31 protein-coding genes and 1 tRNA gene are annotated in these 23,461 nt (G+C 42.4%); 21 read left to right on the forward strand and 11 right to left on the reverse strand.

Going from position 1 to position 23,461, the window contains the following annotated elements; genetic code table 11:
• Nucleotides 1–45: 45 nt before the first annotated feature.
• Nucleotides 46–546 (reverse strand): MarR family winged helix-turn-helix transcriptional regulator, encoded by a 501-nt coding sequence (locus ACFQ3S_RS12975; RefSeq protein WP_377165063.1) that lies wholly within the window; start codon nt 544–546, stop codon nt 46–48.
• Between the two features lie 129 nt (nt 547–675).
• Between ACFQ3S_RS12975 and ACFQ3S_RS12980 the strand changes: the two genes are divergently transcribed.
• The 19 genes from ACFQ3S_RS12980 (at nt 676) to ACFQ3S_RS13070 (ending at nt 14,085) form a co-directional block, all read left to right on the forward strand.
• Complete coding sequence (locus tag ACFQ3S_RS12980; protein ID WP_377165065.1) at nt 676–2,022, forward strand: TolC family protein; 1,347 nt, start codon at nt 676–678, stop codon at nt 2,020–2,022.
• Between the two features lie 5 nt (nt 2,023–2,027).
• Nucleotides 2,028–3,107: an HlyD family secretion protein gene (locus ACFQ3S_RS12985; RefSeq protein WP_377165067.1), complete on the forward strand. Its 1,080-nt coding sequence runs from the start codon at nt 2,028–2,030 to the stop codon at nt 3,105–3,107.
• Between the two features lies 1 nt (nt 3,108).
• Nucleotides 3,109–4,692 (forward strand): DHA2 family efflux MFS transporter permease subunit, encoded by a 1,584-nt coding sequence (locus ACFQ3S_RS12990; RefSeq protein ID WP_377165069.1) that lies wholly within the window; start codon nt 3,109–3,111, stop codon nt 4,690–4,692.
• Between the two features lie 11 nt (nt 4,693–4,703).
• Nucleotides 4,704–5,606 carry a DNA-3-methyladenine glycosylase family protein gene (locus tag ACFQ3S_RS12995; RefSeq protein WP_377165071.1) on the forward strand — a complete coding sequence of 301 codons (903 nt, stop codon included), beginning with the start codon at nt 4,704–4,706 and terminating at the stop codon, nt 5,604–5,606.
• Between the two features lie 41 nt (nt 5,607–5,647).
• Nucleotides 5,648–6,061, forward strand: coding sequence for an NAD(P)H-binding protein (locus ACFQ3S_RS13000; protein ID WP_377165073.1), 414 nt, complete (start codon nt 5,648–5,650; stop codon nt 6,059–6,061).
• A gap of 257 nt (nt 6,062–6,318) precedes the next feature.
• Nucleotides 6,319–6,579, forward strand: coding sequence for a hypothetical protein (locus ACFQ3S_RS13005; protein ID WP_377165075.1), 261 nt, complete (start codon nt 6,319–6,321; stop codon nt 6,577–6,579).
• 89 nt (nt 6,580–6,668) lie between these two features.
• Nucleotides 6,669–7,037, forward strand: a complete 369-nt coding sequence (locus ACFQ3S_RS13010) for a hypothetical protein (RefSeq protein WP_377165077.1) — start codon at nt 6,669–6,671, stop codon at nt 7,035–7,037.
• Between the two features lie 334 nt (nt 7,038–7,371).
• Nucleotides 7,372–8,721 carry a YWFCY domain-containing protein gene (locus tag ACFQ3S_RS13015; protein ID WP_377165079.1) on the forward strand — a complete coding sequence of 450 codons (1,350 nt, stop codon included), beginning with the start codon at nt 7,372–7,374 and terminating at the stop codon, nt 8,719–8,721.
• Nucleotides 8,637–9,371, forward strand: a complete 735-nt coding sequence (locus ACFQ3S_RS13020) for a TraM recognition domain-containing protein (RefSeq protein ID WP_377165081.1) — start codon at nt 8,637–8,639, stop codon at nt 9,369–9,371. Before ACFQ3S_RS13015 ends, ACFQ3S_RS13020 begins: the two co-directional genes overlap by 85 nt.
• Entirely contained in the window at nt 9,368–9,784 is a 417-nt protein-coding gene (locus tag ACFQ3S_RS13025) for a hypothetical protein (protein WP_377165083.1), read from the forward strand. Before ACFQ3S_RS13020 ends, ACFQ3S_RS13025 begins: the two co-directional genes overlap by 4 nt.
• Before the next feature lie 55 nt (nt 9,785–9,839).
• A complete protein-coding gene (locus tag ACFQ3S_RS13030) occupies nt 9,840–10,244 on the forward strand; it encodes a hypothetical protein (RefSeq protein ID WP_377165086.1) in 405 nt (134 codons plus the stop codon).
• Between the two features lie 21 nt (nt 10,245–10,265).
• A complete protein-coding gene (locus tag ACFQ3S_RS13035; RefSeq protein WP_377165088.1) occupies nt 10,266–10,673 on the forward strand; it encodes a hypothetical protein in 408 nt (135 codons plus the stop codon).
• The gene (locus tag ACFQ3S_RS13040) at nt 10,670–11,146 is read left to right on the forward strand and encodes a M23 family metallopeptidase (protein ID WP_377165090.1); all 477 of its coding nucleotides are present in this window, start codon (nt 10,670–10,672) and stop codon (nt 11,144–11,146) included. Before ACFQ3S_RS13035 ends, ACFQ3S_RS13040 begins: the two co-directional genes overlap by 4 nt.
• Nucleotides 11,147–11,160: 14 nt before the next feature.
• The gene (locus ACFQ3S_RS13045) at nt 11,161–11,304 is read left to right on the forward strand and encodes an ArdC-like ssDNA-binding domain-containing protein (RefSeq protein WP_377165366.1); all 144 of its coding nucleotides are present in this window, start codon (nt 11,161–11,163) and stop codon (nt 11,302–11,304) included.
• A gap of 204 nt (nt 11,305–11,508) precedes the next feature.
• Nucleotides 11,509–12,018 carry a zincin-like metallopeptidase domain-containing protein gene (locus tag ACFQ3S_RS13050; RefSeq protein WP_377165092.1) on the forward strand — a complete coding sequence of 170 codons (510 nt, stop codon included), beginning with the start codon at nt 11,509–11,511 and terminating at the stop codon, nt 12,016–12,018.
• 41 nt (nt 12,019–12,059) lie between these two features.
• Complete coding sequence (locus tag ACFQ3S_RS13055; protein ID WP_377165094.1) at nt 12,060–12,272, forward strand: hypothetical protein; 213 nt, start codon at nt 12,060–12,062, stop codon at nt 12,270–12,272.
• Complete coding sequence (locus tag ACFQ3S_RS13060) at nt 12,273–13,043, forward strand: DUF4099 domain-containing protein (RefSeq protein ID WP_377165096.1); 771 nt, start codon at nt 12,273–12,275, stop codon at nt 13,041–13,043.
• A 3-nt stretch (nt 13,044–13,046) separates the two neighbouring features.
• Nucleotides 13,047–13,643 (forward strand): hypothetical protein, encoded by a 597-nt coding sequence (locus ACFQ3S_RS13065; RefSeq protein ID WP_377165098.1) that lies wholly within the window; start codon nt 13,047–13,049, stop codon nt 13,641–13,643.
• On the forward strand, nt 13,627–14,085 hold the full coding sequence (locus ACFQ3S_RS13070; RefSeq protein ID WP_377165100.1) for a PH domain-containing protein: 459 nt from the start codon (nt 13,627–13,629) through the stop codon (nt 14,083–14,085). Before ACFQ3S_RS13065 ends, ACFQ3S_RS13070 begins: the two co-directional genes overlap by 17 nt.
• 588 nt (nt 14,086–14,673) lie before the next feature.
• Here ACFQ3S_RS13070 and ACFQ3S_RS13075 read toward each other — a convergent pair.
• Nucleotides 14,674–15,060 (reverse strand): winged helix-turn-helix transcriptional regulator, encoded by a 387-nt coding sequence (locus tag ACFQ3S_RS13075; RefSeq protein ID WP_377165102.1) that lies wholly within the window; start codon nt 15,058–15,060, stop codon nt 14,674–14,676.
• 101 nt (nt 15,061–15,161) lie between these two features.
• Between ACFQ3S_RS13075 and ACFQ3S_RS13080 the strand changes: the two genes are divergently transcribed.
• On the forward strand, nt 15,162–16,046 hold the full coding sequence (locus ACFQ3S_RS13080) for an SDR family oxidoreductase (protein WP_377165105.1): 885 nt from the start codon (nt 15,162–15,164) through the stop codon (nt 16,044–16,046).
• A gap of 375 nt (nt 16,047–16,421) precedes the next feature.
• Nucleotides 16,422–16,685 (forward strand): helix-turn-helix domain-containing protein, encoded by a 264-nt coding sequence (locus ACFQ3S_RS13085; RefSeq protein WP_377165107.1) that lies wholly within the window; start codon nt 16,422–16,424, stop codon nt 16,683–16,685.
• A 378-nt stretch (nt 16,686–17,063) separates the two neighbouring features.
• Here the strand turns inward: ACFQ3S_RS13085 and ACFQ3S_RS13090 are convergent, their stop codons facing one another.
• The 9 genes from ACFQ3S_RS13090 to ACFQ3S_RS13130 form a co-directional block, all read right to left on the reverse strand.
• On the reverse strand, nt 17,064–17,438 hold the full coding sequence (locus ACFQ3S_RS13090; RefSeq protein ID WP_377165109.1) for a helix-turn-helix domain-containing protein: 375 nt from the start codon (nt 17,436–17,438) through the stop codon (nt 17,064–17,066).
• A gap of 21 nt (nt 17,439–17,459) precedes the next feature.
• Nucleotides 17,460–17,753 carry a type II toxin-antitoxin system HigB family toxin gene (locus ACFQ3S_RS13095; protein WP_377165111.1) on the reverse strand — a complete coding sequence of 98 codons (294 nt, stop codon included), beginning with the start codon at nt 17,751–17,753 and terminating at the stop codon, nt 17,460–17,462.
• Between the two features lie 225 nt (nt 17,754–17,978).
• On the reverse strand, nt 17,979–19,220 hold the full coding sequence (locus tag ACFQ3S_RS13100; RefSeq protein WP_377165113.1) for a site-specific integrase: 1,242 nt from the start codon (nt 19,218–19,220) through the stop codon (nt 17,979–17,981).
• A gap of 248 nt (nt 19,221–19,468) precedes the next feature.
• Nucleotides 19,469–19,558, reverse strand: a tRNA-Ser gene (locus ACFQ3S_RS13105).
• Between the two features lie 98 nt (nt 19,559–19,656).
• The gene (locus ACFQ3S_RS13110; RefSeq protein ID WP_377165115.1) at nt 19,657–20,640 is read right to left on the reverse strand and encodes a YihY/virulence factor BrkB family protein; all 984 of its coding nucleotides are present in this window, start codon (nt 20,638–20,640) and stop codon (nt 19,657–19,659) included.
• Between the two features lie 10 nt (nt 20,641–20,650).
• Nucleotides 20,651–21,058 carry an acyl-CoA thioesterase gene (locus ACFQ3S_RS13115; protein WP_377165117.1) on the reverse strand — a complete coding sequence of 136 codons (408 nt, stop codon included), beginning with the start codon at nt 21,056–21,058 and terminating at the stop codon, nt 20,651–20,653.
• Entirely contained in the window at nt 21,058–22,113 is a 1,056-nt protein-coding gene (gene mltG, locus ACFQ3S_RS13120; RefSeq protein ID WP_377165119.1) for an endolytic transglycosylase MltG, read from the reverse strand. The genes ACFQ3S_RS13115 and mltG overlap by 1 nt, the downstream gene beginning before the upstream one ends.
• Before the next feature lie 24 nt (nt 22,114–22,137).
• Nucleotides 22,138–22,476: a rhodanese-like domain-containing protein gene (locus ACFQ3S_RS13125; protein WP_377165368.1), complete on the reverse strand. Its 339-nt coding sequence runs from the start codon at nt 22,474–22,476 to the stop codon at nt 22,138–22,140.
• Nucleotides 22,433–23,242, reverse strand: coding sequence for a PASTA domain-containing protein (locus ACFQ3S_RS13130; protein ID WP_377165121.1), 810 nt, complete (start codon nt 23,240–23,242; stop codon nt 22,433–22,435). The genes ACFQ3S_RS13125 and ACFQ3S_RS13130 overlap by 44 nt, the downstream gene beginning before the upstream one ends.
• Nucleotides 23,243–23,461 lie beyond the last annotated feature (219 nt).

Here is a 23,461-nt window from a genome sequence, read left to right on the forward strand (position 1 = left end):
GACAGGAGACTTTTAATATTATATAATTACAGTTACACTAAGTGATCAAATTTCATCGTCTGTATCGTCATTCGTCTCATTTAAGCTTTCATGGTAAGCAATTATCTTCAAAACTACCTCTTTAGCGATCTCCAGATCGCGCTCACCCACCAGTTTTTTATAAGTATCCTGTAACTCTTCCACTTTTAAATGAGCTTCCAGAATAAATTCTTTGGCCTCAGGTGTTAGGTCCAGGCGATCACTCCTTTTATCCTTTTTATTTACTCTCGTAGTGACCATGCCAATACTTTCCAGTTCTTTGATGGTCCTGCTGATATTCTGTTTGATAACCACGGATCGTTTCGCAATTTGAGTAGCAGTACTACCGTTTACACGAATGCCGAATAGTACCGGCAGATAAGAGTGCTTTATTTTCCCGGATGGATTATTGACATTTTTAGTTGTCCAAAAATCCATGTGCTTTCTCAGGTTATAAATAATGTGCTGCCAGTTATTCTCATGTTTCTTTTCGAATTCGAAAAGCCGCTCATCTATAGTCTTCTTCATTATTTACAAACCTATGGAAATTATAGTAATAAATGATTAATTAAAATAAAATCATTTATTACAAATAATGTAATAAATGATTACTACTTTTGTGGCGTCATATTTCATCAGTCAACCAAAATCAAAAATATGTTATTTAATTTATTTAACGCAAGGCGAACATTATTAGTCTTATCTATGCTTTCACCAGCGGTTTGTTTAGCTCAGCAAACTCAAAATCTGACATTAGACAATGCTCTGTTAATGGCACACGATCACAGCTACAAATTACATGCTGACAGCACACAAATTGAGATTGTTGGAAGCCGGGCATCACAAGCCGTTATCGGCGCATTACCGGAACTGATGGTTAACAGTACATTTCAACGTCTGAGTAATAACATATCTCCATTTATTATTCAGCTTCCGGCCGGGTCATTCGCCATTAATCCGCAAATTCTAAATCAATCTTATAATGCCTTACAATTGCGCCAGCTATTGTTTGCAGGTGGCAAGATCAACAACACGGTAAAAGCACTTAAAAAAGAAACGGAAGCAAGCCGGGCGGACTATCATGCCGGTAGTTTAGCGCTGGATAAACAGATTATTGATCTTTGGTTCAATCTTTACAATGTAAAGGCGTCTGAAAAAATTGTGACGGCGAATATTGAGGCATTGAAAAGCAGCCGTAATGACCTGGAGAAACTTCGGCTTCAGGGTATCGTTTTGGAAAATGATGTTCGCAAGGTGGACCTATCAATAATAACCTTGCTGGCCAACTTAGCAGACTTTACTGCGCTTTCAGGAACATTGAATTATAATTTGTGCCTGGCAATGGGTATCGATCCGTTAACAATCATCCTCATTCCCGACACGTATATTCAAGCTGTTAATGAAGTTAAAGCGCTATCTGAATATTCAAATGCAGCAATTGACCTAAGACCTGAGCTACGAAGTTTAAAATTAAGAGCTGAGGCTGCAAGCTTTATGACCAGGGCAACTAAAGCGAATTATTTACCTGCCATTAGTATTATTGGGAGTTACAATTACGACCGGCCTAATCAAAGGATTATACCCAATGTAAATGCGTTTAATTACTCGGCCTTGGCAGGGCTTAACCTGAGCTGGAAGATCTCTGCTTTATATACCAATCAACATCAGGTAAATGAGCGCAAATCAATAGCCCGCCAGCTTGATTATACAGCACTGCAAGAAAAAGAAGAGATTCTGAAAGAAGTAAACAGCCTTTACCTGGAGTACAAAAAATCAAAGGAAAAATTAATACTTAATGAAAGTGAAGTGCTTCAGGCAGCAGAAAACTATCGGGTTGAGGGGAACAAATTAAACGCTCAAACCACCACACCAACCGATTTTCTGATCGCAAACACTTCCTTGTTACAAGCACAGTTGAACCTTGCAACTGCCAAGGCCAATGCAACTTTGGCTTACAAAAAACTAATGCTATCAACCGGAACAATTCAAAACTCTAAAAACTAACCCCTATGAAAACCTTTTGCTACCATTTAATCATCATATCGCTTTTCTCCGTTGCCTTAGCCGGATGTTCTGGTGAAGGGACTGACAATGCCCAGTTAGAAGCGGATATCAGCCCGGTAATTCCTAAAGTGAACAGTACGGTAACCGCTGTCCGCGTTGGGGATAATCAACCGGTGAAAAAAGGAGACGTGCTGATCGTTTTAGATACCGCTACTTTCAAAATAGCAGTGTCGCAGGCGGAAATCGCTTTAGCACAGGCTGAGAAAAATGTGGCATTAGCCGATAATAATAAGACATCCGCAAGTGTCAACGTATCCAATGTTACTGCTAACTCCGATGCGGTTGCTACTACCCTAACTGCTGCGGAAGCAGATATTGCTTCGGCCAAAGAACAGCTACAAGTTGCAGAAAGAAATTTTGACCGTTATGCAAAACTCTTAGAACAAAAATCAGCAACGCAGCAGCAATTTGAACAGTTTAAAGCTAATAAGGCTGAAGCTGAAGCAAAATTACAGTCGGTTGTAAGCAAACGAAATTCATTATTAAAACAGATCAAAGCCGGTAGGCTGGAAATAGCCAACACCCGCACCCAAGTTTCTAACACCAGCGAAGGTATAAGTATAGCCCGCTTAGCAGTAAAACAAGCGCAGGTAAACCTTGATGCAGCGAAGCTGCAATTATCTTACTGCACTATTAAAGCACCTGCAAATGGCATCGTATCGAAAAAGAATGTGCAGGTAGGCCAGGTGGTTGCCATTGGCGAACCGCTTATGGCCATTGCCAACGACAACCAGGTTTGGGTAATTGCCAATTTTAAAGAAACGCAAATAGAAAAAATGCGGGTTGGTCAGGAGGTGGATATTGACGTAGACGCCTATTCCGATACCACATTTCACGGTAAGGTCGAGTCGTTTTCACAGGCTACCGGTGCGCGCTTTTCATTTCTCCCGGCCGATAATGCAACCGGAAACTTTGTTAAGGTAACCCAGCGTATCCCCGTTAAAATCTCTATGGTAGCGGATAAAAATATGAAGTATCCACTACGTGCAGGCATGAGTGTTAATGCGAAAGTAAAAACTAATTAATATGGAAGCTGCAATAGAAGAAAGTGCAAGACCAACGCATGAAACCGGTGCGAGGAAATGGCTGATCACCATTACCGTGATCACATGCGCCATTATGGAACTGATCGATACCTCTATTGTGAACGTGGCAACGCGAGATATTGCAGGTAATTTGGGTGCAACGGTAGAAGAAACGGCATGGGTAATTACGGCTTACGCCATTTCTAACATCATTATTATTCCGCTAACGGGTTTTCTTGGCGATCTATTTGGGCGCAAGCTTTACTTTACGGCCTCAGTCGTTTTGTTCACCTTTGCCTCCTTCATGTGCGGGTTTTCAGGTTCGATATGGGTACTTGTAGCCTGGCGGTTTGTTCAGGGAATTGGTGGCGGGGCTTTGCTGGCTACGGCGCAAACGGTGCTGGTGGAAACATTCCCGCCCGAAGAACTGGATAAAGCCAATGGCATTTTTGGTGCAGGCATTGTAATGGGTCCAACATTAGGCCCGGTATTGGGCGGTTATCTAACCGATAATTATTCATGGAGCTGGATCTTTTACGTGAATGTGCCCATCGGAATTGCTGCTGCCATACTTTCCTGGAAATTTATCAAAGGCGAAAAAAAGAAGCTCGAGGGTAAAGTAGATTACTGGGGTATACTTGCGCTGATCGTTGGGATTGGTAGCCTGCAGCTTTTATTGGAAGAAGGAGAACGCAAAGACTGGTTCGCCAGTAATTTTATTATCCTGGTACTAATCCTGGGTATTGCAGGTATCTTTCTATTTATTGTCAGAGAACTCAAAGCTAAAAACCCGGTGGTTGATATCCGGGTTTTAAAAAACAGGAACGTATGGGTTGGTTCTGCACTCCGCTTTGCTTTTGGCATTGCCATTTACTGTTCGGTATTTCTTTACCCCATTTTTGTTCAAAGCTTTTTGGGCTGGAACGCTACCAGGACCGGATTACTAATCTTACCCGGAGCGTTCCTCACCGGTATGCTTATGGGTGTTAACGGGGCTTTATTAAAGAAGGGCATCAGTCCTAAAATATTGTTGATCATCGGGTTTACCGCAGTGATTGCCTATGAATATATTACCTATCGCTTAGCTACTCCGGCGGCCGGTGAATGGGATTTCTTGTGGCCACAACTGATTAGAGGACTTGGCTTCGGATTCATTTTTGTACCGGCAGCAAGTTTAACACTGGCAGGGCTTAAAGGAAAAGATATAGGTCAGGCGTCGGGCCTTTCCAATATGTTGCAATTATTAGGCGGATCTGTAGGTATAGCGGTGGTGAACACTTATGTAACCCGCAGGATTGCTAGCCACCGAATTGACCTGATGAGCAATCTTTCATTGTATAATACGGCTGCAAAAGAGCGGATGTACCAGTTGACCCACCAGCTGATCGCCAATGGTAAATCGCCCGGGCAAGCCAAAGTGATGGCTATGGGAATAATGGACGGAACATTAAGCAGGCAATCGGCCCTCATTTCTTATAGTGAAGGTTTTATGGTCATCGGGCTTATCTGCGCCGTTATTCTTCCGTTGGTGTTTTTAGCAAAAATAAAAAAGGGCGAAGCTGCCGTGGTTCAGGGAGCTCATTAAATCCACACATTATGAATCATTCAAATCTCATAAACTTAAATTATACAGGGAGCTATTCGTTAGCCCTAAGTGTTGCTGCTGCGTCGGCATCAGCTTTTGTAACGGATTCTCCAAGTTCCAATCAAAACAGTCCGACGCTTGACCTTACATTTGCTTTAGAAAATTCATGGAAAACAATATCGGTCCGTATCAGCCAGGTAGACGGTGAATTATCTGCTCTTTTAATCGCTAATTCCTTTCAGGCAGGCCTTAAGGAGATCCGCACTAATTTGGAAAGAATTTTGTTCTTGAATACCGATGGCAATGCTTTTGAAAGTATGGTTTGCAGTGACGAAGTTTTGAATCAGTCATGGAAACGCCAGTACGGTCTTCGCCCGATACTTTTCCCGACGCCCTTTGAAGCAGCTGCAAGAGCCATCATCGGTCACCAGCTCCCAGTAAGTTATGCAGCAACGGTCAGTGATCAGATAGCCAGGGAATACGGGGTAATGGCAGATTTAGGAGACCGGATGATACACGCTTTCCCGATGCCCGAAATTTTAGCTGAACTTGCGTTTGTAAAAGGTTTAGCTGCCCGAAAAGTTGAACAATTACGGGCGCTTGGAAAAGCCGCCGCACAAAGTGATTGGCTAAACAGTGAGCAACTTAAAGCTATGCCAATCAATGAAGCCTTATTAAAACTGCAACAATTACCGGGTATTGGACCTTTTTCTGCAGAATTGATCCTGATACGGGGTGCAGGACATACGGATGTTTTTCCAAAGAACGAGCTGCGACTACAACGGGCAATGACAGCTTTATATCACCTACAGGTGCATTCGGATTTTAAGGAACTGGAAAGCATTGCCAAAAAATGGCAGCCTTTTAGAAGTTGGGCAGGATTAGTGATTCGAAACTCTGTTGGCAAACAATGAGTGCTTTGTACAATGTGATAAGAAATAGTTTATAAATTAAGATGAAAATTATAATAACAGGCTCACTAGGAAATGTAAGCAAGCCACTTGTAAATGACTTGCTGGAAAAAGGTCACCGGGTAACGCTAATTACCAGTGACCCGGAAAAGCGGAATGAAATTGAAGCGTCAGGGGCTACAGCGGCCATAGGTTCGGTGGAGGATGCTGATTTCCTTTCTTCTGCTTTTGTGGGTAACGATGCATTATATGCCATGTTGCCGCCAAATTTTAAAACGGCCGATTCCAGAGCATTTTACCAAAAGGTAGGTAAAAATTATGCACGAGCTATTAAAAGTTCCGGAATAAAACGGGTGGTTCACCTCAGCAGTTGGGGTGCGGATCTGGATAGCGGCACCGGATTCATCCTTGGTTCGCATGATGTGGAACAGCTTTTAAACGCCTTACCGGACATTTAATTGACACATTTGCGGGCCGGCTACATTTATTATAACCTGTACAACTATGTTCAAATGATTAAGACGACGGGATTTTTAGGTGCAAATTTTGGTGGCAATGATAAGATCGTCTTGGTGGCCCTGCAGATATTGCTGTAGCTGCCTCAGAAGAACTGGAAAAAGAGAAGAGCAGCCGCGTTTGTTATGTAGCAAGTGATGACCGCACCGCGAATGAGATAGCAAGGGTATTGGGTGCTGCTATTGGAAAGCCGGATTACATGCAAAACGGTGGGGCACCAAACATTGATAATCCCAAACACGCCGCCAGGTATTTTTTGGATGCTATCAATAGGGTTGTCGGTATGGCGGAACGTTATGAAAAGGAACTGGACGGTATAAACCGGCAGATACCGGAAGTTCGGGAGCTATCCCAAAGGCCATTTGACCAGGAGTATGAACTGGCTTCCTTAAAAAAGGATATGGAGAAACTGGAAATGGAGATCAGCCAAAAGATCGCTGAAAGGGAAAAACAGGCGTAGGCAGCTCAGTTGTTCATTGAAGATGTCGACGAGCCCTTGGAGGAAGTTTCGGTTGGAATTAAACGTTAACAAACACTTATTTCTTAATTATGAAACAGATTACTGCTTACAAAAGGCCACGCCCGGTGATCCAATTGGGTGATACGTTATTTTATGTTGATGCCCAATCGCTTTATTTTATCGAAGTAGCAGATCCGGAAAATAAGATCGATATGGGGGAGGCCCGTTCTTTTAAAGATCACATCGAACTTTGGTACGACCCCGCCATTAGAAACAACTATAAAGGGCCTTTTGCTGAAACACTACCCGAAAATATCCTCGTTTACTGGTTTCATTCCTTTAGCGCTTTAGACCCAGATGGGGAGAATGCGAAGCTTGATGAACTCAATCCGGAATGGCGGATAGCATCAGACATCAGGCTGCCTTTGGCTGAAATAGCAGGCAGGTATTTTTTGTAGATAAAAAGTACAACAGCTTTTATGAAGTTAATAATTGCTGGAATTCGATCAGTTTCAAGGAGATCACTTGCCGTAAAAAAGCCAACGGCTTCTTCATCAACCTGACTTACCATAATACCGTTTTTCCACATGAGATCGCTGCTGCATCAAAATCGCCGGTCTGGCCGGAGCATATCATTTTTGCACCGATAAACGGGGAACCTAAAGTGCATAAAATAATCAAGCGGTATGTGCGGCGCAAGAATAAGGAGCGCTAACCACCAATTTCTATAGCCAAGCTATACAAGCCATCCGCAAAAGCCGGTGACTTACTTCATTTGATATCATTCCTTATTTGGAAGAAACGAGAGAGCAGCAAAAGCTCCATGTGTTTCTGCAATGCGCCATTTATATTTCTATAGGCATAGAAGCTGCTATTTTTATCTATCATGATGCTCCTTTCTGGGGCATTTTTTTTACGCCACTGGATAAGCTCAGCCACCTGGTCATTTACTCCGGCCTGGTCTATAGTAAGCTGACCACGTTTGGCCTCATCTGCCTGGTCAGCATCGGTACGCTGGCAAAAAAGAAAACAGACCTCGACCCTGAAAAGCATATCATCTACCCGCTTGCGATCGGTCTGTTCTTGTTCTTTGGCAGCCTTGTTTTTGCGGGTCGTGCCTCCCAGGTAGCATTTGCCTATACCAGCTGGTATAACCTGCTTTACCTGATCTGCTCTTTTGCCGGGGCGCTCATGGTGAGCATGTCTATGGACAACATTTCCAAGTTCATCAAATCGGGACTTGGCAAAGATATCTGGAACACCGAAGCCGAAAGTTTTATGCAACCGGTCAAGCTAGTGAATACGCCGTATTCGGTCAACATTCCCATGCTTTTCTATTACAAAGGAAAGGTGAGAAAAGGTTGGATCAATATCTGCAACGTTTTTCGCGGCACCATGGTCATCGGCACCCCCGGTTCAGGTAAGAGCTTTTTCATTGTAAATCCTTTCATCAGGCAATTGATAAGCAAAGAGTTTGCCGTTTGCCTGTACGATTTCAAATTTCCTGATCTCGGCCACATTGCGTATTACCACTACCTGCTGGCCAAGCAAAACGGAAAATTGAAAGGCTTTGCCTTTCATGTCATCAATTTAAATGATATCGAAAGAAGCCGCAGGATCAACCCCTGGCGGGCCGATTATATCAAGTCACTGGCTGACGCGGCAGAAACTGCCGAGGCTTTGGTGGAGGCTTTAAAAAAAGGGGACCGCTCCGGTGGCAGTGACCAGTTTTTCACGCAGTCCGCTATCAACTTCTTAGCCTCCTGCGTGTATTTTATGAGCAAATACAAAGGTGGCATCTATTCCAGCTTCCCGCATGTACTTGCCTTGCTGAACCGCTCTTACGAGGAAATATTTAATGCGCTGACCTCCGAGCCGGAACTGCGTTCCCTGTTATCGCCATTTATGACAGCTTATAATGCTAAGGCCTTCGACCAGTTGGAGGGACAGATCGGAACACTGAAGATCTTTATCAGCCGATTGGCGACAAAAGAAACGTACTGGGTATTCTCCGGCAATGACTTTGACTTGAAAATTCCGATAAGGAAAATCCCGGCATGCTGGTACTGGCCAACGACCCGAATACCCAAAATATCAATTCGGCCTGCTATTCGATCATCATTAACCGCCTCACCAAGCTGATCAATACCAAAGGCAACTTGCCATCTGCACTGATCGTCGATGAGGTGCCTACCTTGTTCGTTCACCGCGTGGAAAACCTCATTGCCACGGCCAGGTCTAACAAGGTAGCCGTCTTAATGGGTTTACAGGAATTGCCGCAATTCAACCAGCAATATGGAAAAGATACCACGGCGACCATCACCGCTGTAGTGGGTACCGTGCTTTCCGGCTCTGTCAGGAACAAAGACACCTTAGAATGGCTGGAGCGCCTCTTTGGTAAATCCAAACAGATCGGTGAGGGCTTATCCATTGACCGCAATAAAACCTCTACCTCTCTGAATGAAAAGTTGGAAGCGCTTATACCCGCAGGAAAGATAGCCTCACTCAATTCCGGCGAAATGGTTGGCGTGATCGCCGCCGATGCACAGGATAAGTTTACCGGGCAATTTGAAACCTCCCCTATAAACTGCCGCATCAACCTCGATATGGAAGCCATTAAACGGGAGGAAAAAGGATATAAACCTCTGCCTTCATTTTATGATTTCGGCGGGAAACTGGATGAAAAACTCCGGCAGAACTTTAACCATATCAGCCAGGAAATACAGGAAATGGTTTTGGCTTTCAAGCCACCAACGCCCGCTACACCCATTAAAGCCACGATGAAGAAATGAAAGAGCCTGATGAAGTACAGTTACCCTATTTGCTAATGGTACACCCCGATTTGAAAGATGACCCGGTACAGAAACAGGGTGAGATCGGCTTTATAACCGCAGCGATCCTGAACACGGATGAATTTTATGTAGGTTTTGATGACCACCAGGTAGGCTTTTATGGTGCCGACGCCCTGCTCACCTTCAAAGAGCCAGGTGACATCTATGATTTTATGCACCAACATGCGCTGAGCTTATCCGTGGATGATTTTAAGGACCTGAAGAACATTGCCCTTTTACTGGATCATGGAACACAAAAACATATCCGCACCGCGATGGAACTGGTTAAAAAGAACGGCAGCATTTACGATGCTGTAACCATCGGATTAGACCAATTTCTTGGAATAGATCAAGCCAGGGGCCTGAAAAGGTAAATCCTTTCAGGTAACCAGCCACTAAAAAACCTAATAAACATTTAAAGCAATCAACATGAAACAGGAAGAAACTATGGGCATAATGGTTATGATCAGCCCGGTACTTTGGACATCTGACCACGCCGGTAAGATCGGCATCATAAAACTAACAGACTTTGAAGTAGATAAAATAGGAGTAGGGTTTGAGGACGAGGAAGTAGATGCCTTCAGCGCTAAGACACTGTTTGTCCTGAAAGCTGCCGAAGAATTGAAGGAACTGGCTGAAAAATACAAATCGGTGCAGTGGCCGCCCGTGGCTCAAAATCTGCAAACCCTGGCTTTGCTGCGGGCATCGGGATCTCCCGACCACCTGAAAAAAGCCTATATACTCCTGCAGGACGACCCGGAACTTCACCGCGAGGCGACGATACGCCTGAATGAGGCTCTCGACCTCACCCAAAGCCGAAAACCAGGCCGGTAAAATCTCAAACATTTAAAAATTATGGAAAATCAAAATTTAGAAGGAACACTCGTTTTGGTGAAGCCGGGTCCGGAAATTGACCGGGATGCCAAACGGGGCCAGATAGGCGTGTTAACTTACGTCCGGTCTGAAACGGAGAATTATGTACGGTTCCCCGAGGGCGGGGAAGCTTTTTACCCTTCCGCACAGGTCATGATGCTGAAAGATAAACAGGAGATCTTTAATGACTTGACCAGCAATGGCTCGTCTATGCCGCTTGATGATTTTAAGGCGATGTATAAGATCATGCTATTGCAGGACAGGGGAACCTCCCAGGCTTTATTTTCCGCATTAGCTATTGCCAACGATCATCCCGATATACAGGACAAAGTGTTGGATTCAATTAGCCCTGCGCAAAAGCAGGAAATGGCCAAATCCTATAGCCGATGAAACTACTGATCAGCTTTTGCCTGGTCTTCCTGCCCCTCAAACACCTTAAAATAAATTCTGAATACGGTTACCGTATCCACCCGCTGACCGGCAAATATGCCATGCACGCGGGTGTTGACCTCAATGCCCGTCATGACACCGTTTATGCGATCCTGAATGGTTTTGTCAGATCAACCGGCTATGATCATGGCCTCAGCATGAACATCCGGCTGGCCCATGGAGCGGTTGAATCCATCTACGGCCACCTCAGCCAAATATTTGTAATACCCGCCGATAGCGTAACCGCTGGTGAGCCTATCGGCATCACCGGTGCTACCGGTTTTGTGACCGGCGAGCATTTACATTTCAGCATTTGCTACAAGCATCAATACATCAATCCAATTAAATTTTTATACGAACTGCTAAAAAAACAAGAAAATGAGCAAAACTTTCAAAGCACTGCCGATCCAGCTTTCAGACAAGCTGATCGCTGAGATCAAAGAGGGTAATTCCCTGTTTCAAAAAACCGGTTAAAGAAAACGGCATGCCTGCCTTTGTTAAACCGATCAACCCAATTACAGGAAAAGGATACAGCGCCATGAATGCGCTGATCCTGGGTATGCAGCGCCATGATGATCCACGCTGGATGTAAGCCGATGCTGCACGTTATGCAGGAACCTGGGTAAAAGAAGGAGAAAAAGGAACGCTGATCGAGTTTCCTAAGACCAGCGACATACAGGCAATCCGCACCGCAGATGGGAAAACTATCAAAGACGATAAAGGAGTTACGCAAACCAAAACAGTTGAGTTTGACAAGCCACAACTCGGAAGGGCTTTTCTATTCAACGGCAGCCAGTTGAAAGATGTTCAACCCTTAGCCGAGTTTTTGGAAAAGCAAAATGAAGGTCAAACCTTGTCGCCTGTAGAAAAGGCCGAAAAATTAATTGCCGACAGCAAAGCGCTAATTGTTCACGGTGGGCTCGAAGTATATTATGATAAAGAAAAAGATCAGATTCATCTGCCGGAAAAAGAAAACTTTGAGGAGGAGATGATGTACTACCAAGCCGCAATTCATCAGTTGGTACACTGGACAGGACACGAAAGCCGGCTTAACCGTCCCATGGAAGGCAAATTCGGTTCGATGGACTACGCAGGGGAAGAACTTCGCGCGGCAATAGCTTCTGTTCTGATTGGAGGAGAACTGAAGACAGGACATTACTTTGGGGTGCAGGCATCCTATATGAACAATTTTGTCAAGATCTTAAAGGATGAGCCTTTCGAGATTGTCAAAGCATCAAGAGATGCCCAAAAGGCTGTTAGTCTATTATTAGGAGTCGACCAAAAAGGGAGCAAAAACAAGGTGTAGATGTTGCACAAGGCTTCAAAAAAGGTGATGACATCGCCTATATGGATACTACCTACAAGGTACTCGAAACCTACAAAAATAAAAGCATCAAAGTAGAAGATGCTGAAGGAACCCGAAAAGTATTGAAGCCAGAATACGGCCTTTATAAATCCCTGTTGGAAGCCAAAACTAACCCTCGTGAACCAGAGATGGTTTTGGAGGAAGAACAGGGCCAGGCCGAAGAACAAGGACAGCAACAAAAAATCGGACGATAAATGAACCTCGTTAATTTTCATGAAAATGAGCTCCCGATCAAGGATCTGGAGACCATTGGGCTGGCCGCAGGAGGTCAACTCCTGTTAAATGTCGATGACCTGAGAGCTTTGCTTTCAGGTCGCCGTACGGCCATGCTGGAACTGCATGACCTGGAAACTGATAACATCAAGATCAAATCCATCAACGCGAAGATTTCCATTAAACCGAATGAAGCTGGCAAACTGGACTTATTGATCCATCCCATTTACCGCAAGCCGGAAATACCTGATTTCTTGAACGAAACCGAGGCCAGGCAATTGCAAAAAGGGGAGGTTGCCAGTTTACTGAAGATCACCCTATATAACCACGGTAGCAAAAAAGAAATGCTGGTCGAATACGATGCGGAAACTAAAGAATACATTGTATCGGATACAGAAAAGATTTTGGCACCCGACATGGTTAATAATGAATTTCTTACACCTGCCCAAAAAGAAGCTTATCGAAAAGGTAAAGAGGTGCAGATCGCTGATGGTACTAAATTTAACTACTCAGGTACCGATCATCACGGTATCCGCTCCAATAAATTGAGGCTGGTTGCATCTATTTTAATCGATGGCGGGCTTTCTTATATGGTGTATAAAGGGTTAAATGCCCTATTCAATCAGAAGCGTGAACAAAAATCTGCTGAGAAATTAAGCCCCGGTTATCACCAGGCAATCAAAGATATCGAGGATCAGCATGGATTTAAGCCTCATCAATTTGAACAATCGCAGTCCCGCAAAGGAAGGTAAGCTATGAACACGTTGCTAACAAGGCTGGGCATTCCTTTGGAAATCCAGGCCTTTTTTAATGTAGCAGCCGATTTGAGCTTTAACTATGGAGATCAGGTTGAACGTTATGATGCCGGTTTCCACATTGTTCCCTCCACCCAAAACCTATGGGTTGCAGGCACTCCAAGCGCCACACATCTGATCATTACTTATTCGGTCATGGAAGAGATGGCCTTTATTACTTTTAACCGCCATCGTTTTCCCCGGCTGGAGCAACTCGCATTTATAGCCACCGGTAACAAGCTGCATGCGGAACAGGCCAATTGGATCAGGGAAAGTTTTACGGGCCGCAAAGTGATATTAGTATTTGGAAAAGACCTGGTAGGGCATCTCACGGATATCAAATTAACAGCCGTTATCAAAAATATCCCTATCCGCATACTTTATAAGGATACAGAAATTCATATTTATCGCCATAACTGCCTAAAGGTTTTCGACCAGGAGCAGGTGTCCTTGCATGCTTTCCAGGAGGCCTTTTCTATTCGCCCCCGTTTCCGAACCGGCAAACCAGTTCATTCATTAACTTTTTTAGATCAATTAAAACATGACGCAGAACGATGATATTCTATTAAGGCCGGCCATGCTGTTCGCATTCCTGAAAGCCTTGCCACTCATTACGCTGGCCATTACTTTTCTTTTACTGGCTTGGTGGCTGTCCCCTTATTTTATTGTATTCAGCTTGGTGGTATGCGGTTTCGCCTGGTATGGGTTATTGTACATCCGCAGTTTTCAATACCTGATTACCCATGAATACATACTTTTAACCCAAGGTATATTCTTTAAGCGTATCGATCAGGTGGAATTGTTCAGGGTTAAGGATTATATCATTACCCAGTCTTTTATCCTGCAAATTTGCAAGTTAATGTATCTGACCTTGAAAAGTACTGATGCTGAAAATGCTACGATCCGGTTTCAGGGAATATCTGAATCCAATATCGTAGAAACCATACGGACACGGGTTTTAGAAGCACGAAAAAACAATAATATTTACGAATTAAATTAAGGAAGCACTTGTAAATTACTAACTTAATTAGTAATTTTAATTAATATTTTCATCATGAAAGCGATAGTACGAAACATTTTATTGGCCTGTTTAATTTCCATGTTCGCCTTTTTTGGAGCGGTTGGAAGGAAACATACGAAGGATAAAATGACTGAAGCTCAACGGGCGGAGGCAAGGAAGGAGACATTGACCTGCTTAGCAGTTGCCTTCCTGGCCTGCGGTGCCTGCGCATGGAGGTGTAACGTGCTTTATAAAAGACTAAACGAAGAGCGTGAGTATCGGCGCAGGTTCAATGATTATAGTCGTAAACTGCGTACAACAGGCACTATTGAGAATGATTAATTTAAACGCCTGCATTTCTGTCGTGCAATTGATGTTGTAAAGGCAATGGAGAGGTAGGGTCAAAGGCAAAAATAAGATATGTGATTTGAACCGTTTGAATTCATATCATTAGATAGAAGCACGATTCAGATCCCTTATCAATTATCCCAATTAATGATATTTACATCCGCTTAAATTTTTTGCTGACCAGTCATCTAATTGGCGATAGATCAGGCCAATAAATCAAGCACCATGATTTTGGTAAGACTAATCAATTAAAGCAGGTTCATGGGTAACTGTCAGAGTTCTATGTATCATTCCCCATTCAATCATCGAATCGATAACTTTCGTAATACCTTTGCCGGATTCCGTTAACTTATATTCGATGAGAACTGGAGTATAGTTATATACCTTGCGTTCAACAATGCCATTAATTTCCAGTTCTTTTAATTCCTTCGATAACATTCGCGGAGTTATTTTCTCTACTCTTTCTAATAAATCCTTAAATCGGTTAACGTCCCGCATGAGGGATGCTATTATCGGGAGTTTCCATTTTCCGTTAATCACATTCAAGGTATCTGTCAAAGCCAAAGTATAGGTACGGGGACATTGCTGTGTTTTCTCCCAATCAATCAATGTATTTAAATCTTTCATAGCAAAAGTTGTTACTATACAAAGGTATAGTACTATTTCTTAATAACAAACTATATAATGTATATCTCTGTATCTATCTTTGTTAAAAATTAATTTGTAACATGATATTAGTAACAGGTGCAAGTGGTCAATTTGGCAAGAATGCCATTGATCATTTATTAAAAAAAGGTAACAGTCCTGCTGAGATAGCTGTTTTGGTTAGGGATAAGAGTAAAGCTAAATCTTTTGAGCATACAGGTGTAGATGTAAGAGTTGGCGACTATACCGATTACGATTCTTTACTGCGTGCTTTAAAAGGCATAAGCAAATTATTGTTAGTTTCCAGTAATGACAGGCAGGCGGTTGAAAATAGGACTGCCCAACATATTAATGTGATCAAGGCGGCGAAAGATGCCGGGGTTGGACATATCTTTTATACATCATTTGTCAGGAAACCAGGGTTTGAAAATTCCGCGATCGCTGCATTTCAGAATTCACATGTTGAATCAGAAGAATTTCTTAAAAATAGCGGTGTAAAATATACTATCCTTCAAAACGGTATATATCTGGAAATGGTTCCCGTATTTGCCGGAGAAAAGGTTGTTGATTCAGGGGTAATTCTTTTTCCTGCTAGCGAAGGTAAAGCCAGCTTCGTACTTCGTGAAGAGCTGGCAGAAGTGGCAGCCGGTATAATAGCATCAGAAGGTCACGAAAACAAAACTTATAATTTGACCAATACATCCTCTGTTTCATTTGCTGAGGTAGCCGAAGCAATTTCAGCAACAATCGATAAAAAGGTCATTTTTCAATCTCCTGAAGTTACCGAATTTCAATCTACCCTGAAGCAATTTGGTGTTCCTGAAATGTACATTGGAATGTTTACGATGTGGGCAACTGCTGTAGCACAAAATACCATGGATGTCGAAGATGATACTTTAAAAAGTTTTTTAGGAAGAAATCCAACTACATTACAGCAATTTATTAACAGCGTTTACGCGGTAAAATAACAAGAGTATATTGGCAGATATAAGCTAATAAATTCTGAAATGATGGCCCCTCATAATAATTATGAGAGGCCATCTTTGTTTTAAAAGGGAAGTGTAATATAAGTTTGAAGTGATCCATCCAAAGCTTTAGCCAACTGTTGTTTCGGTTTGATTAATTTACCCCTGGCGCAACTATCTAGTATTCCTTGTTGGTGATTCCTTCACCAATAATCGTATCATATCCATAGCAGATACGCCGATAGCATAATCAGTTATATCTTTTTGTCGGGCTTGAACTGATATCCCCAATGGAGCTTTTATTATCCCTGACAATTAATTTCTCTTGCACTAACCGCAAGCGTTTGTACCTCCACCATAATTAATTTATACAATTTCATGGCTATAGAAATCCTAACCAAGGATGATCTTGAAGCGTTCAGGAAAACCTTATTGCATGATATCACGCTATTGTTATCCGAAAAACAACAGGATAAAAAAGAGTGGCTGAGATGTGCAGACGTTCGTAAAATGCTTGAAATCTCAACAGGCACTGTACAAAACTTAAGGATCAGCGGCAAGCTTAAATCCCAAAAAGTAGGAGGGATCCACTTTTACAAACTCACTGACGTAGAGAATATGATCAGTGGCAAAACCAAATAAATCATGTCGGAACTTTTTACTTTGTCAAAACTGCATTCAAAGATTGCAGATGACCCTAGCGTTAGCGTTTGGCATATGAGTATATATACCTGTTTACTGAATCTATGGGTGGACTCAGGCTTTCAAAAAAAAATAAAAGTCACCAGAAAGCTATTAATGGCCAAAGCCCATATCAAAAGTACCAGCACCTATCATAAATGCCTCAACCAGCTAACTGATTTAGGATATATAATGTATAGCCCCACTTATGATTGTTACATCGGAAGTAAAATAGAGATTGTTTTAGAAAATAGCAGCGTCGTCAAGTAGATTGAAAACCTTGCATGTGATAATCCTTTCGCTGGATGCGGTTAAATTTTAGTTTAACAACCTGTCCAATTAGTGAGTGAGTTCATATTCCTTTGTCAAGGCAGAAATAGGTAATCGCAAAAGTTCGCTGAATTTCCTGATCATGGTAAGTGATAAAGGTTGTTTGTAGTTCAATACCTTGCTTACGGTACCTTTGTCCCCATACACCGCTGCGAGGTCAGCCGCGCGGTACCCAAAATCTTCCATGCGTATCTTGATCATCTCAACGGGATCAACGTCCGGCAAATCCCAGTGTTTATTTTCATACATTTCAATCAAGTGTGCCAGCAGGAGTTTTTCCTGGTGATCTTCTCCTGCCGTCGCATACTTGACAGTCTCATACCTTGAAACAGCGTCTTCATACTGTTCTTCAGTTTCTAGTAAGAACCAATGCTTTTTGGTCATATCTCAATAATAATTTAACCCCTAAACGGTACTCGCATCAATCGTATCATAATCTGAATGTGTGCCGACAAACCGTATTTCAACGATCTTATCTGCATAATCCACCTCGATTATTAAACGGTACTTATTACCTCTAATTTTGAAACGGACCCGTTTTGCGGGTATAAGTTTAGCGTTAGGGAAATCAGCTAAAATGTCAGTGCCCTGTCCCCAATTCGCTTCTTGAACTACCTTTCTCCAGGTAGTAATACTGTTAGCGGCATCTGCGTGTTTTTTCGCAAAATCCCTTAATTTGTTCTGTTTGATGATGATCATCGTTTCTCAGTGTTTTGTTTCCCATCGGCGATCTCCTTATTTTTACATTTACAATTTTGCATTACTACATTCAGTCGCAACCGGGACTTCCCGGAATGATATAATCAAAGATAAATAAAAAGTTGGTTATTTTCCAACTTTTTATTTAATTCACCTATGGATAGGGAAGAGAGTGTTAATTTAATTACCGTCCCTTCATCGCCAGAATTTGATTTTCTTTATCCACTATTTCTTTACACGATTTTTCTTAATAATAGTCTTTTCCAGCTGGAGCATATCCTTGCTCACCTTGTAGTTCTGTGTTTTTGCATAGTGCTGGGTTTGCTTAATGGAGGCGTGGCCGAGCATTTTAGATACGGATTCTATCGGCACACCATTATTGAGCGTTACCGTTGTGGCAAAGGTATGCCTCGCGATATGAAAGGTGAGTTCCGTCTTTACCTCGCACAAATCAGCTATCTCTTTCAGGTAAGCGTTCATCTTTTGATTTGTTAGCACCGGCAAGACCATTCCCGAAGCGGCACATTTAGGATGTTCCCGGTAACTTGAAATAATCTGTCTGGCCTGAGCCAGTAATGGCAGACTCGACGGCGAATTGGTTTTTTGCCGCTTTATAAATATCCATTCCTTATTGTCAACGCCTTTTTTAATGTCTGATCTCCTCAGATTTGTTACGTCTGCGTAAGCAAGGTCCGTGTAGCAACTGAACACGAACACATCCCGGACAATATCCAGCCTTTCCGAAATAAACTTCCTTTCTATTATTCTTAAAAGTTCCGCCTCTGTTAGCGCCACTCTTTCGACCGTTTTTTTGGTCAGTTTGAAGTTGGCAAACGGATCTCCGGGCAACCACCTGTTTTTTACACAGATCAAAACCACCTTTTTAAAGTTGGCCAGATACTTCATAGTTGTATTGTGGTTGCATTTCCGCTCGGTTTTTAACCAGAATGCATACTTCGAGATAAATTCATGGTCCAGCTCTTTGATCGGTTTATCATCTAATTTATACATCCATTTGATGAAAGCGCGGGTATGTTCCAGGGACACATGATAACGGTCAATAGTGCCGGAAGCGAAATCTATGCCTTCCAACGCTTTCATTTGGTCGTTATGTTGCTGGAATACTTCCATGATCATTTTTGGTTTTTCAATATTCCCGGTTAGGATATCCTTAATAGCCAGTGCTGAAATGACGCTGTCAGAATAGTTAAGCATCCGTTTCACATGGAATACGTGCTGCTCAAAGGAATCAAGAAACTGGTTTAGTTCCTTGGCCGACTCTCTTGTGCCTATGGCACGGCCAGCGTGGCCATTCCACCTTGATTGTTCACACCTGCGCTTGGTAGAAACCTCGACGGCTTTACCATCGACGGTGATTTTCAGATAGATAAATCTGTTGTTTTCGTGTTTGTTTTTGGGCTGCTTTAAAAGAACAATAACCCAAACGTTTTTTCTAACATAAAACATTAATAAAAGTTAAACAAAATTACGTTTCAGCCACTCTTTTCACAAGATGCGCGTGTCGCGAACATGCTGTAATACAAATGGTTACAAGCCCTTCGTAACGTCTTTTTGATTTTTAGCTCGATTTTGAAAAGACGCTACGAATGACGCAATAGAGTTTTGCGATTATTTGCGAGTTTTGGTAGGTATTGGAAAAGAAAAAGCCCTTTAATTTCTTAATTAAAGGGCTTAAATCACTTTTTAAATGCTTCTGGCGGAGAGTTAGGGATTCGAACCCCAGGACCCTTTAACAAGTCAACAGTTTTCAAGACTGCCGCAATCGACCACTCTGCCAACTCTCCGGGGACAAAAGTACAAATCTGGGACGGATTGACAAATTGAAAATGTAATTTTTTCAAGTTATTTTAAACGTTGAAGTAATACGTTTATTATCAGTTAATTAATTTATTATTTCCGTTTTACTTTTATTGCTTTTAAAAGTATTTACGCGTGGTTTAACGATTTTTATGCTCCTTTTAGAAAGGTCGACGCTCGCGTTTAGCTCAAACCCGATCAAAATAATGAGTGAATTCAGGTATAGCCAGATCATCATTACCAATAACGTACCGATAGATCCATACACTTTATTATATGATGAAAAATTATTAATATAATACGAGAAACCCAGTGATGTTAAAACCGCCAGTGCAGTAGCTAATATAGAACCGGGGCTGGAAAATTTCCAGCGGTTTTTATGAGCAGGACCGTAACGGTATAACAGGGATACAACCACAAAAAATATAAGTATTACCACTATCCACTTTGTTGCTGCAATAAGCCATAACCAGAAAGCCCATTTTTCAAAAACATGCGATTTTAAAAAATTCAGCAATGCCTGCCCTGCAATCAAAATTGTAATGGCCAAAAACAGTGAAAAACTTATAACTATAGTTAGCCCTATAGAAATGAGCCTACGCTTAAGCCAGGTACGGTTTTCCACAATTAACGACGACTTGTTAAAGGCTTGCATGAGGTTATAAACCCCGTTGGCTGCAAAATATAAGGCCGATATAAAACCAAAGGTTAGCAACTTGCCGTTTTGGTTTTTGATAATGTCTTCCATCGTACTTTTAAACGCTAAGTAAGCGTTGCTGGGTAATATAGCAGCGATGACATTAAGCAGCGTATCCTGAAAGTTTGCGATAGGCACAAACGCTATAATGGTGAACAAAAAAATGGTAGCCGGAAAAAAAGCCAGCATAAAATTGAACGCCAATGACGAGGCCCGGTTAATTAACGAGCTCTTATTTAATTCGCCGAAAAAGAATACACCGATGGTATATAACGGCAAGGGACGAAAGCCGGGTAAAATAACGGATTTGGTCCACTCCAAAAATGCACGGTAAATAGCCGTTTTTAACAATAATCGGTTCAACCAGTCCATCGTATCAAAATTACGCAAAAAATGGTTTAACGAGGTCTAAAAATTCTTGAGGTGGCAAACTTGGCCTGCTGGTTTTCATATTGATGAATGCCAGTAAGGTTTCGCCTATGTGTATCAATTCTTGCTTTTCATTATATAGTTCGTATTTAAAATGAATCTTTACACCGGGCATTTTCTCCATAGTTACCTTAATGCTGATTTCCTCATCATACAAAGCTGGTTTCAGATAGCGGCATTTCATTTCCAGTACAGGCATCATAATGCCCGTTTCTTCCATCCACTTATAAGTGAGGCCTAAACTACGCAGCATTTCCACACGGCCCACCTCAAAAAACCCGGCATAGTTGCCATAGTACATATAACCCATCTGGTCGGTTTCGCCGTAACGTACGCGTACTTTAGTGGTGTGTACAAACATTAGCGCTTAATTCCTTTCTCGTTTAAAGCTTGTTGAAAGCGGTGTGCGTTAGCCAAGTGTTGCGATACTGTAGTAGCAAAATTATGATAGCCCGAAAAATCTTCTTTAGCACACATATAAATGTAATTATGCTGTTTATAATTCAGCACAGCTTTTACGGCATTAACCGATGGCATCATAATTGGCCCCGGTGGTAAACCGGTAACACGGTAAGTATTGTAGGGTGATGGGGTGCTTAAATAACGGTTCAGCACTCGCTTTATGGTAAAATCGCCTGTGGCAAATATTACGGTAGGGTCGGCCTCCATTTTAATCCCTCTTTTCAGCCTGTTTAAATACAAACCGGCTATGGTTGGCATCTCGTCATCGTGCAAAGCTTCGGCATCAACCACCGAGGCTAAAATAGAAACCTGGATAGGAGTGAGGTTTAAAGCGGCAGCCTGTTGCTTGCGGCTATCGGTCCAAAATTTTCCATATTCTTTATGCATGCGCTCAAAAAACTGCTCAGCCGTGGTATTCCAGTACAGTTGGTAAGTATTGGGCATAAACATGGTGTACACGTTTTCGGTAGTGAAGCCATACTTTTCTACAAATATGGCCGAATCCAGCAAGCTGATGATCGCCATAGAATCGGGCTCAATTTGCTTGGAAATGTAACCCGCGAACTGCGATTTTAATCGCAAGCCACGAAATTTTAAATCCACTGGCTCCTGGTTACCTATGGCCAGCATATTAATGAGCTTACGGTTGCTCATGCCTTCTTTTAAACGGTACTTACCCGGCTTTACACGGTCTATATAGTGCATGTTGTGGGCTGCCCAGTTAAAATAAGTCGTGTCATTAACAATGCCTTGTTCTCGTATAGTTTGGTAAACATCGTTGTAAGTAGCTTCCGAATGTATGTATAAGTATTCTTGCTTATCGGTAACGTTAGGGCCGAAATAACGCAGGTAATACACCCAGCCGGTAACACCCAATGATATAATGATGATAGCGGCCAGTGCGATAATAAATTTTTTAAACGTGCCGCCCGATGACGGTTTTTGATTATCCATAACAGATGTTTTCTTTTACAGGTATTAATTTTTTACTCGTCTCAATGCCAGTAGCCCGCCGGTTAGGTTGCGTACATTTTGATAACCATTTTGCTGCAAAATTAATTGAGCCGTTTGGCTGCGTAACCCAGCCTGACATATAACGATAATTTCGTCGGTTTTATTCCAGCTTAATTGCCTAAAATTCACTTCCAACTTACTTAAAGCAATATTTATCCCACCAATATTATGCGTATGATATTCTATTGGTTCTCTTACATCCAGCACTTGCACTTCCTCTCCGTTATTTATACGGTTTTGCAGTTCGGCAGCACTAATTTCAGGGTTGTTGCTCAGGGGTTTCAGTTTTGGGTTCCTCCAGATTTTTTCCTTGTGTAACCGTTAAATTAACACGCGTACCAATGCTTGTTTTTGAGGTAGAGTCGGTTTTCATAGGGTATTGTGAAACTACAATGAGGTTGGTAGAATCGGTTATACTGCCCTGGTAGGTAATATTACCCATGGTTAAACCGGCACCCCGTATGGCAAAGCGCGCTGCATCCAGGTCTTGGTTCATCAAATCGGGAATATCTACTTCATTAGCGCCGGCACCATCGCCTAATACCAAGTCCACCATTGAGCCTTTAGGTAATTTGTCACCTGTTTTGATGACCTGCCCTTTAAAACGGACCTCCAATATACGGTCGCGGGCAATATCAGACCGGTAAGTGGTATCGCCCACTTTTATACCGCTGTTGGATAGTACGGCCAGGGCTTCGCGATAAGTGCTTTGTTCAATATCGGGCAGGCCAACATTGGGGGCCTGCGTGGTAACCATGGTTAAGTATATGGTACGATTTTCTTTTACATTAGTACCGGCATCAGGGTCTTGCTCTAAAATGGTACCCGGCGGCTGGTCCTGCACATAAACTGAATCTATTTTATAGTTAAAGCCCTGTTCTTCTAACACAGCCCGGGCGCGTTCAATGGTTAAACCTTTAAGCGCAGGTACCGGTATGCCCGACCCATGACGCGTGTAATAACCCAAACTTAAATAAGCAATTAAAATAACAGCTAATACCGAACCAATGGCACCTAAAAAATGGTTTCTAAAATCTTTAGTTTTTAAATAAGTCCAAAGTTTACTCATGCGGGCTGTAATAGTAATTGCTAAAATAACTCTCAAACATAAGAAATTTGTATGATATGGAATTTATAGAATTTAGAAAAGCCCCTCCCAAACCCTCCCCGGGAGGGAGGGCTTTAATCAAGGCGTTTATAATGCTCTTTATTTATACGGAGCTGCTTCGTCATCTCCCAGCTTCGGGCGAAAGCCGGTCAGCAGTTGGTGGCCTTGTGCGCAAAGGCA

This window comes from Mucilaginibacter terrae (genome assembly GCF_042679325.1).
Taxonomy (GTDB): Bacteria; Bacteroidota; Bacteroidia; order Sphingobacteriales; family Sphingobacteriaceae; genus Mucilaginibacter; species Mucilaginibacter terrae.

Excerpts from the sequence above, each read along its gene's own strand:
- ACFQ3S_RS13005 (WP_377165075.1), top strand. The coding sequence starts at position 6,319 with ATGCAAAACGGTGGGGCACCAAACATTGATAATCCCAAACACGCCGCC.
- ACFQ3S_RS12975 (WP_377165063.1), bottom strand. The coding sequence starts at position 546 with ATGAAGAAGACTATAGATGAGCGGCTTTTCGAATTCGAAAAGAAACAT.
- ACFQ3S_RS12995 (WP_377165071.1), top strand. The coding sequence starts at position 4,704 with ATGAATCATTCAAATCTCATAAACTTAAATTATACAGGGAGCTATTCG.
- ACFQ3S_RS13060 (WP_377165096.1), top strand. The coding sequence starts at position 12,273 with ATGAACCTCGTTAATTTTCATGAAAATGAGCTCCCGATCAAGGATCTG.
- ACFQ3S_RS13090 (WP_377165109.1), bottom strand. The coding sequence starts at position 17,438 with ATGACCAAAAAGCATTGGTTCTTACTAGAAACTGAAGAACAGTATGAA.
- ACFQ3S_RS13075 (WP_377165102.1), bottom strand. The coding sequence starts at position 15,060 with ATGAAAGATTTAAATACATTGATTGATTGGGAGAAAACACAGCAATGT.
- ACFQ3S_RS13020 (WP_377165081.1), top strand. The coding sequence starts at position 8,637 with ATGCTGGTACTGGCCAACGACCCGAATACCCAAAATATCAATTCGGCC.
- mltG (WP_377165119.1), bottom strand. The coding sequence starts at position 22,113 with ATGGATAATCAAAAACCGTCATCGGGCGGCACGTTTAAAAAATTTATT.
- ACFQ3S_RS13100 (WP_377165113.1), bottom strand. The coding sequence starts at position 19,220 with ATGTTTTATGTTAGAAAAAACGTTTGGGTTATTGTTCTTTTAAAGCAG.
- ACFQ3S_RS13095 (WP_377165111.1), bottom strand. The coding sequence starts at position 17,753 with ATGATCATCATCAAACAGAACAAATTAAGGGATTTTGCGAAAAAACAC.
- ACFQ3S_RS13080 (WP_377165105.1), top strand. The coding sequence starts at position 15,162 with ATGATATTAGTAACAGGTGCAAGTGGTCAATTTGGCAAGAATGCCATT.
- ACFQ3S_RS13070 (WP_377165100.1), top strand. The coding sequence starts at position 13,627 with ATGACGCAGAACGATGATATTCTATTAAGGCCGGCCATGCTGTTCGCA.
- ACFQ3S_RS13035 (WP_377165088.1), top strand. The coding sequence starts at position 10,266 with ATGGAAAATCAAAATTTAGAAGGAACACTCGTTTTGGTGAAGCCGGGT.
- ACFQ3S_RS13110 (WP_377165115.1), bottom strand. The coding sequence starts at position 20,640 with ATGGACTGGTTGAACCGATTATTGTTAAAAACGGCTATTTACCGTGCA.
- ACFQ3S_RS12980 (WP_377165065.1), top strand. The coding sequence starts at position 676 with ATGTTATTTAATTTATTTAACGCAAGGCGAACATTATTAGTCTTATCT.
- ACFQ3S_RS13115 (WP_377165117.1), bottom strand. The coding sequence starts at position 21,058 with ATGTTTGTACACACCACTAAAGTACGCGTACGTTACGGCGAAACCGAC.
- ACFQ3S_RS13130 (WP_377165121.1), bottom strand. The coding sequence starts at position 23,242 with ATGAGTAAACTTTGGACTTATTTAAAAACTAAAGATTTTAGAAACCAT.
- ACFQ3S_RS12985 (WP_377165067.1), top strand. The coding sequence starts at position 2,028 with ATGAAAACCTTTTGCTACCATTTAATCATCATATCGCTTTTCTCCGTT.
- ACFQ3S_RS12990 (WP_377165069.1), top strand. The coding sequence starts at position 3,109 with ATGGAAGCTGCAATAGAAGAAAGTGCAAGACCAACGCATGAAACCGGT.
- ACFQ3S_RS13065 (WP_377165098.1), top strand. The coding sequence starts at position 13,047 with ATGAACACGTTGCTAACAAGGCTGGGCATTCCTTTGGAAATCCAGGCC.
- ACFQ3S_RS13085 (WP_377165107.1), top strand. The coding sequence starts at position 16,422 with ATGGCTATAGAAATCCTAACCAAGGATGATCTTGAAGCGTTCAGGAAA.
- ACFQ3S_RS13030 (WP_377165086.1), top strand. The coding sequence starts at position 9,840 with ATGAAACAGGAAGAAACTATGGGCATAATGGTTATGATCAGCCCGGTA.
- ACFQ3S_RS13055 (WP_377165094.1), top strand. The coding sequence starts at position 12,060 with ATGGATACTACCTACAAGGTACTCGAAACCTACAAAAATAAAAGCATC.
- ACFQ3S_RS13000 (WP_377165073.1), top strand. The coding sequence starts at position 5,648 with ATGAAAATTATAATAACAGGCTCACTAGGAAATGTAAGCAAGCCACTT.
- ACFQ3S_RS13010 (WP_377165077.1), top strand. The coding sequence starts at position 6,669 with ATGAAACAGATTACTGCTTACAAAAGGCCACGCCCGGTGATCCAATTG.
- ACFQ3S_RS13040 (WP_377165090.1), top strand. The coding sequence starts at position 10,670 with ATGAAACTACTGATCAGCTTTTGCCTGGTCTTCCTGCCCCTCAAACAC.
- ACFQ3S_RS13025 (WP_377165083.1), top strand. The coding sequence starts at position 9,368 with ATGAAAGAGCCTGATGAAGTACAGTTACCCTATTTGCTAATGGTACAC.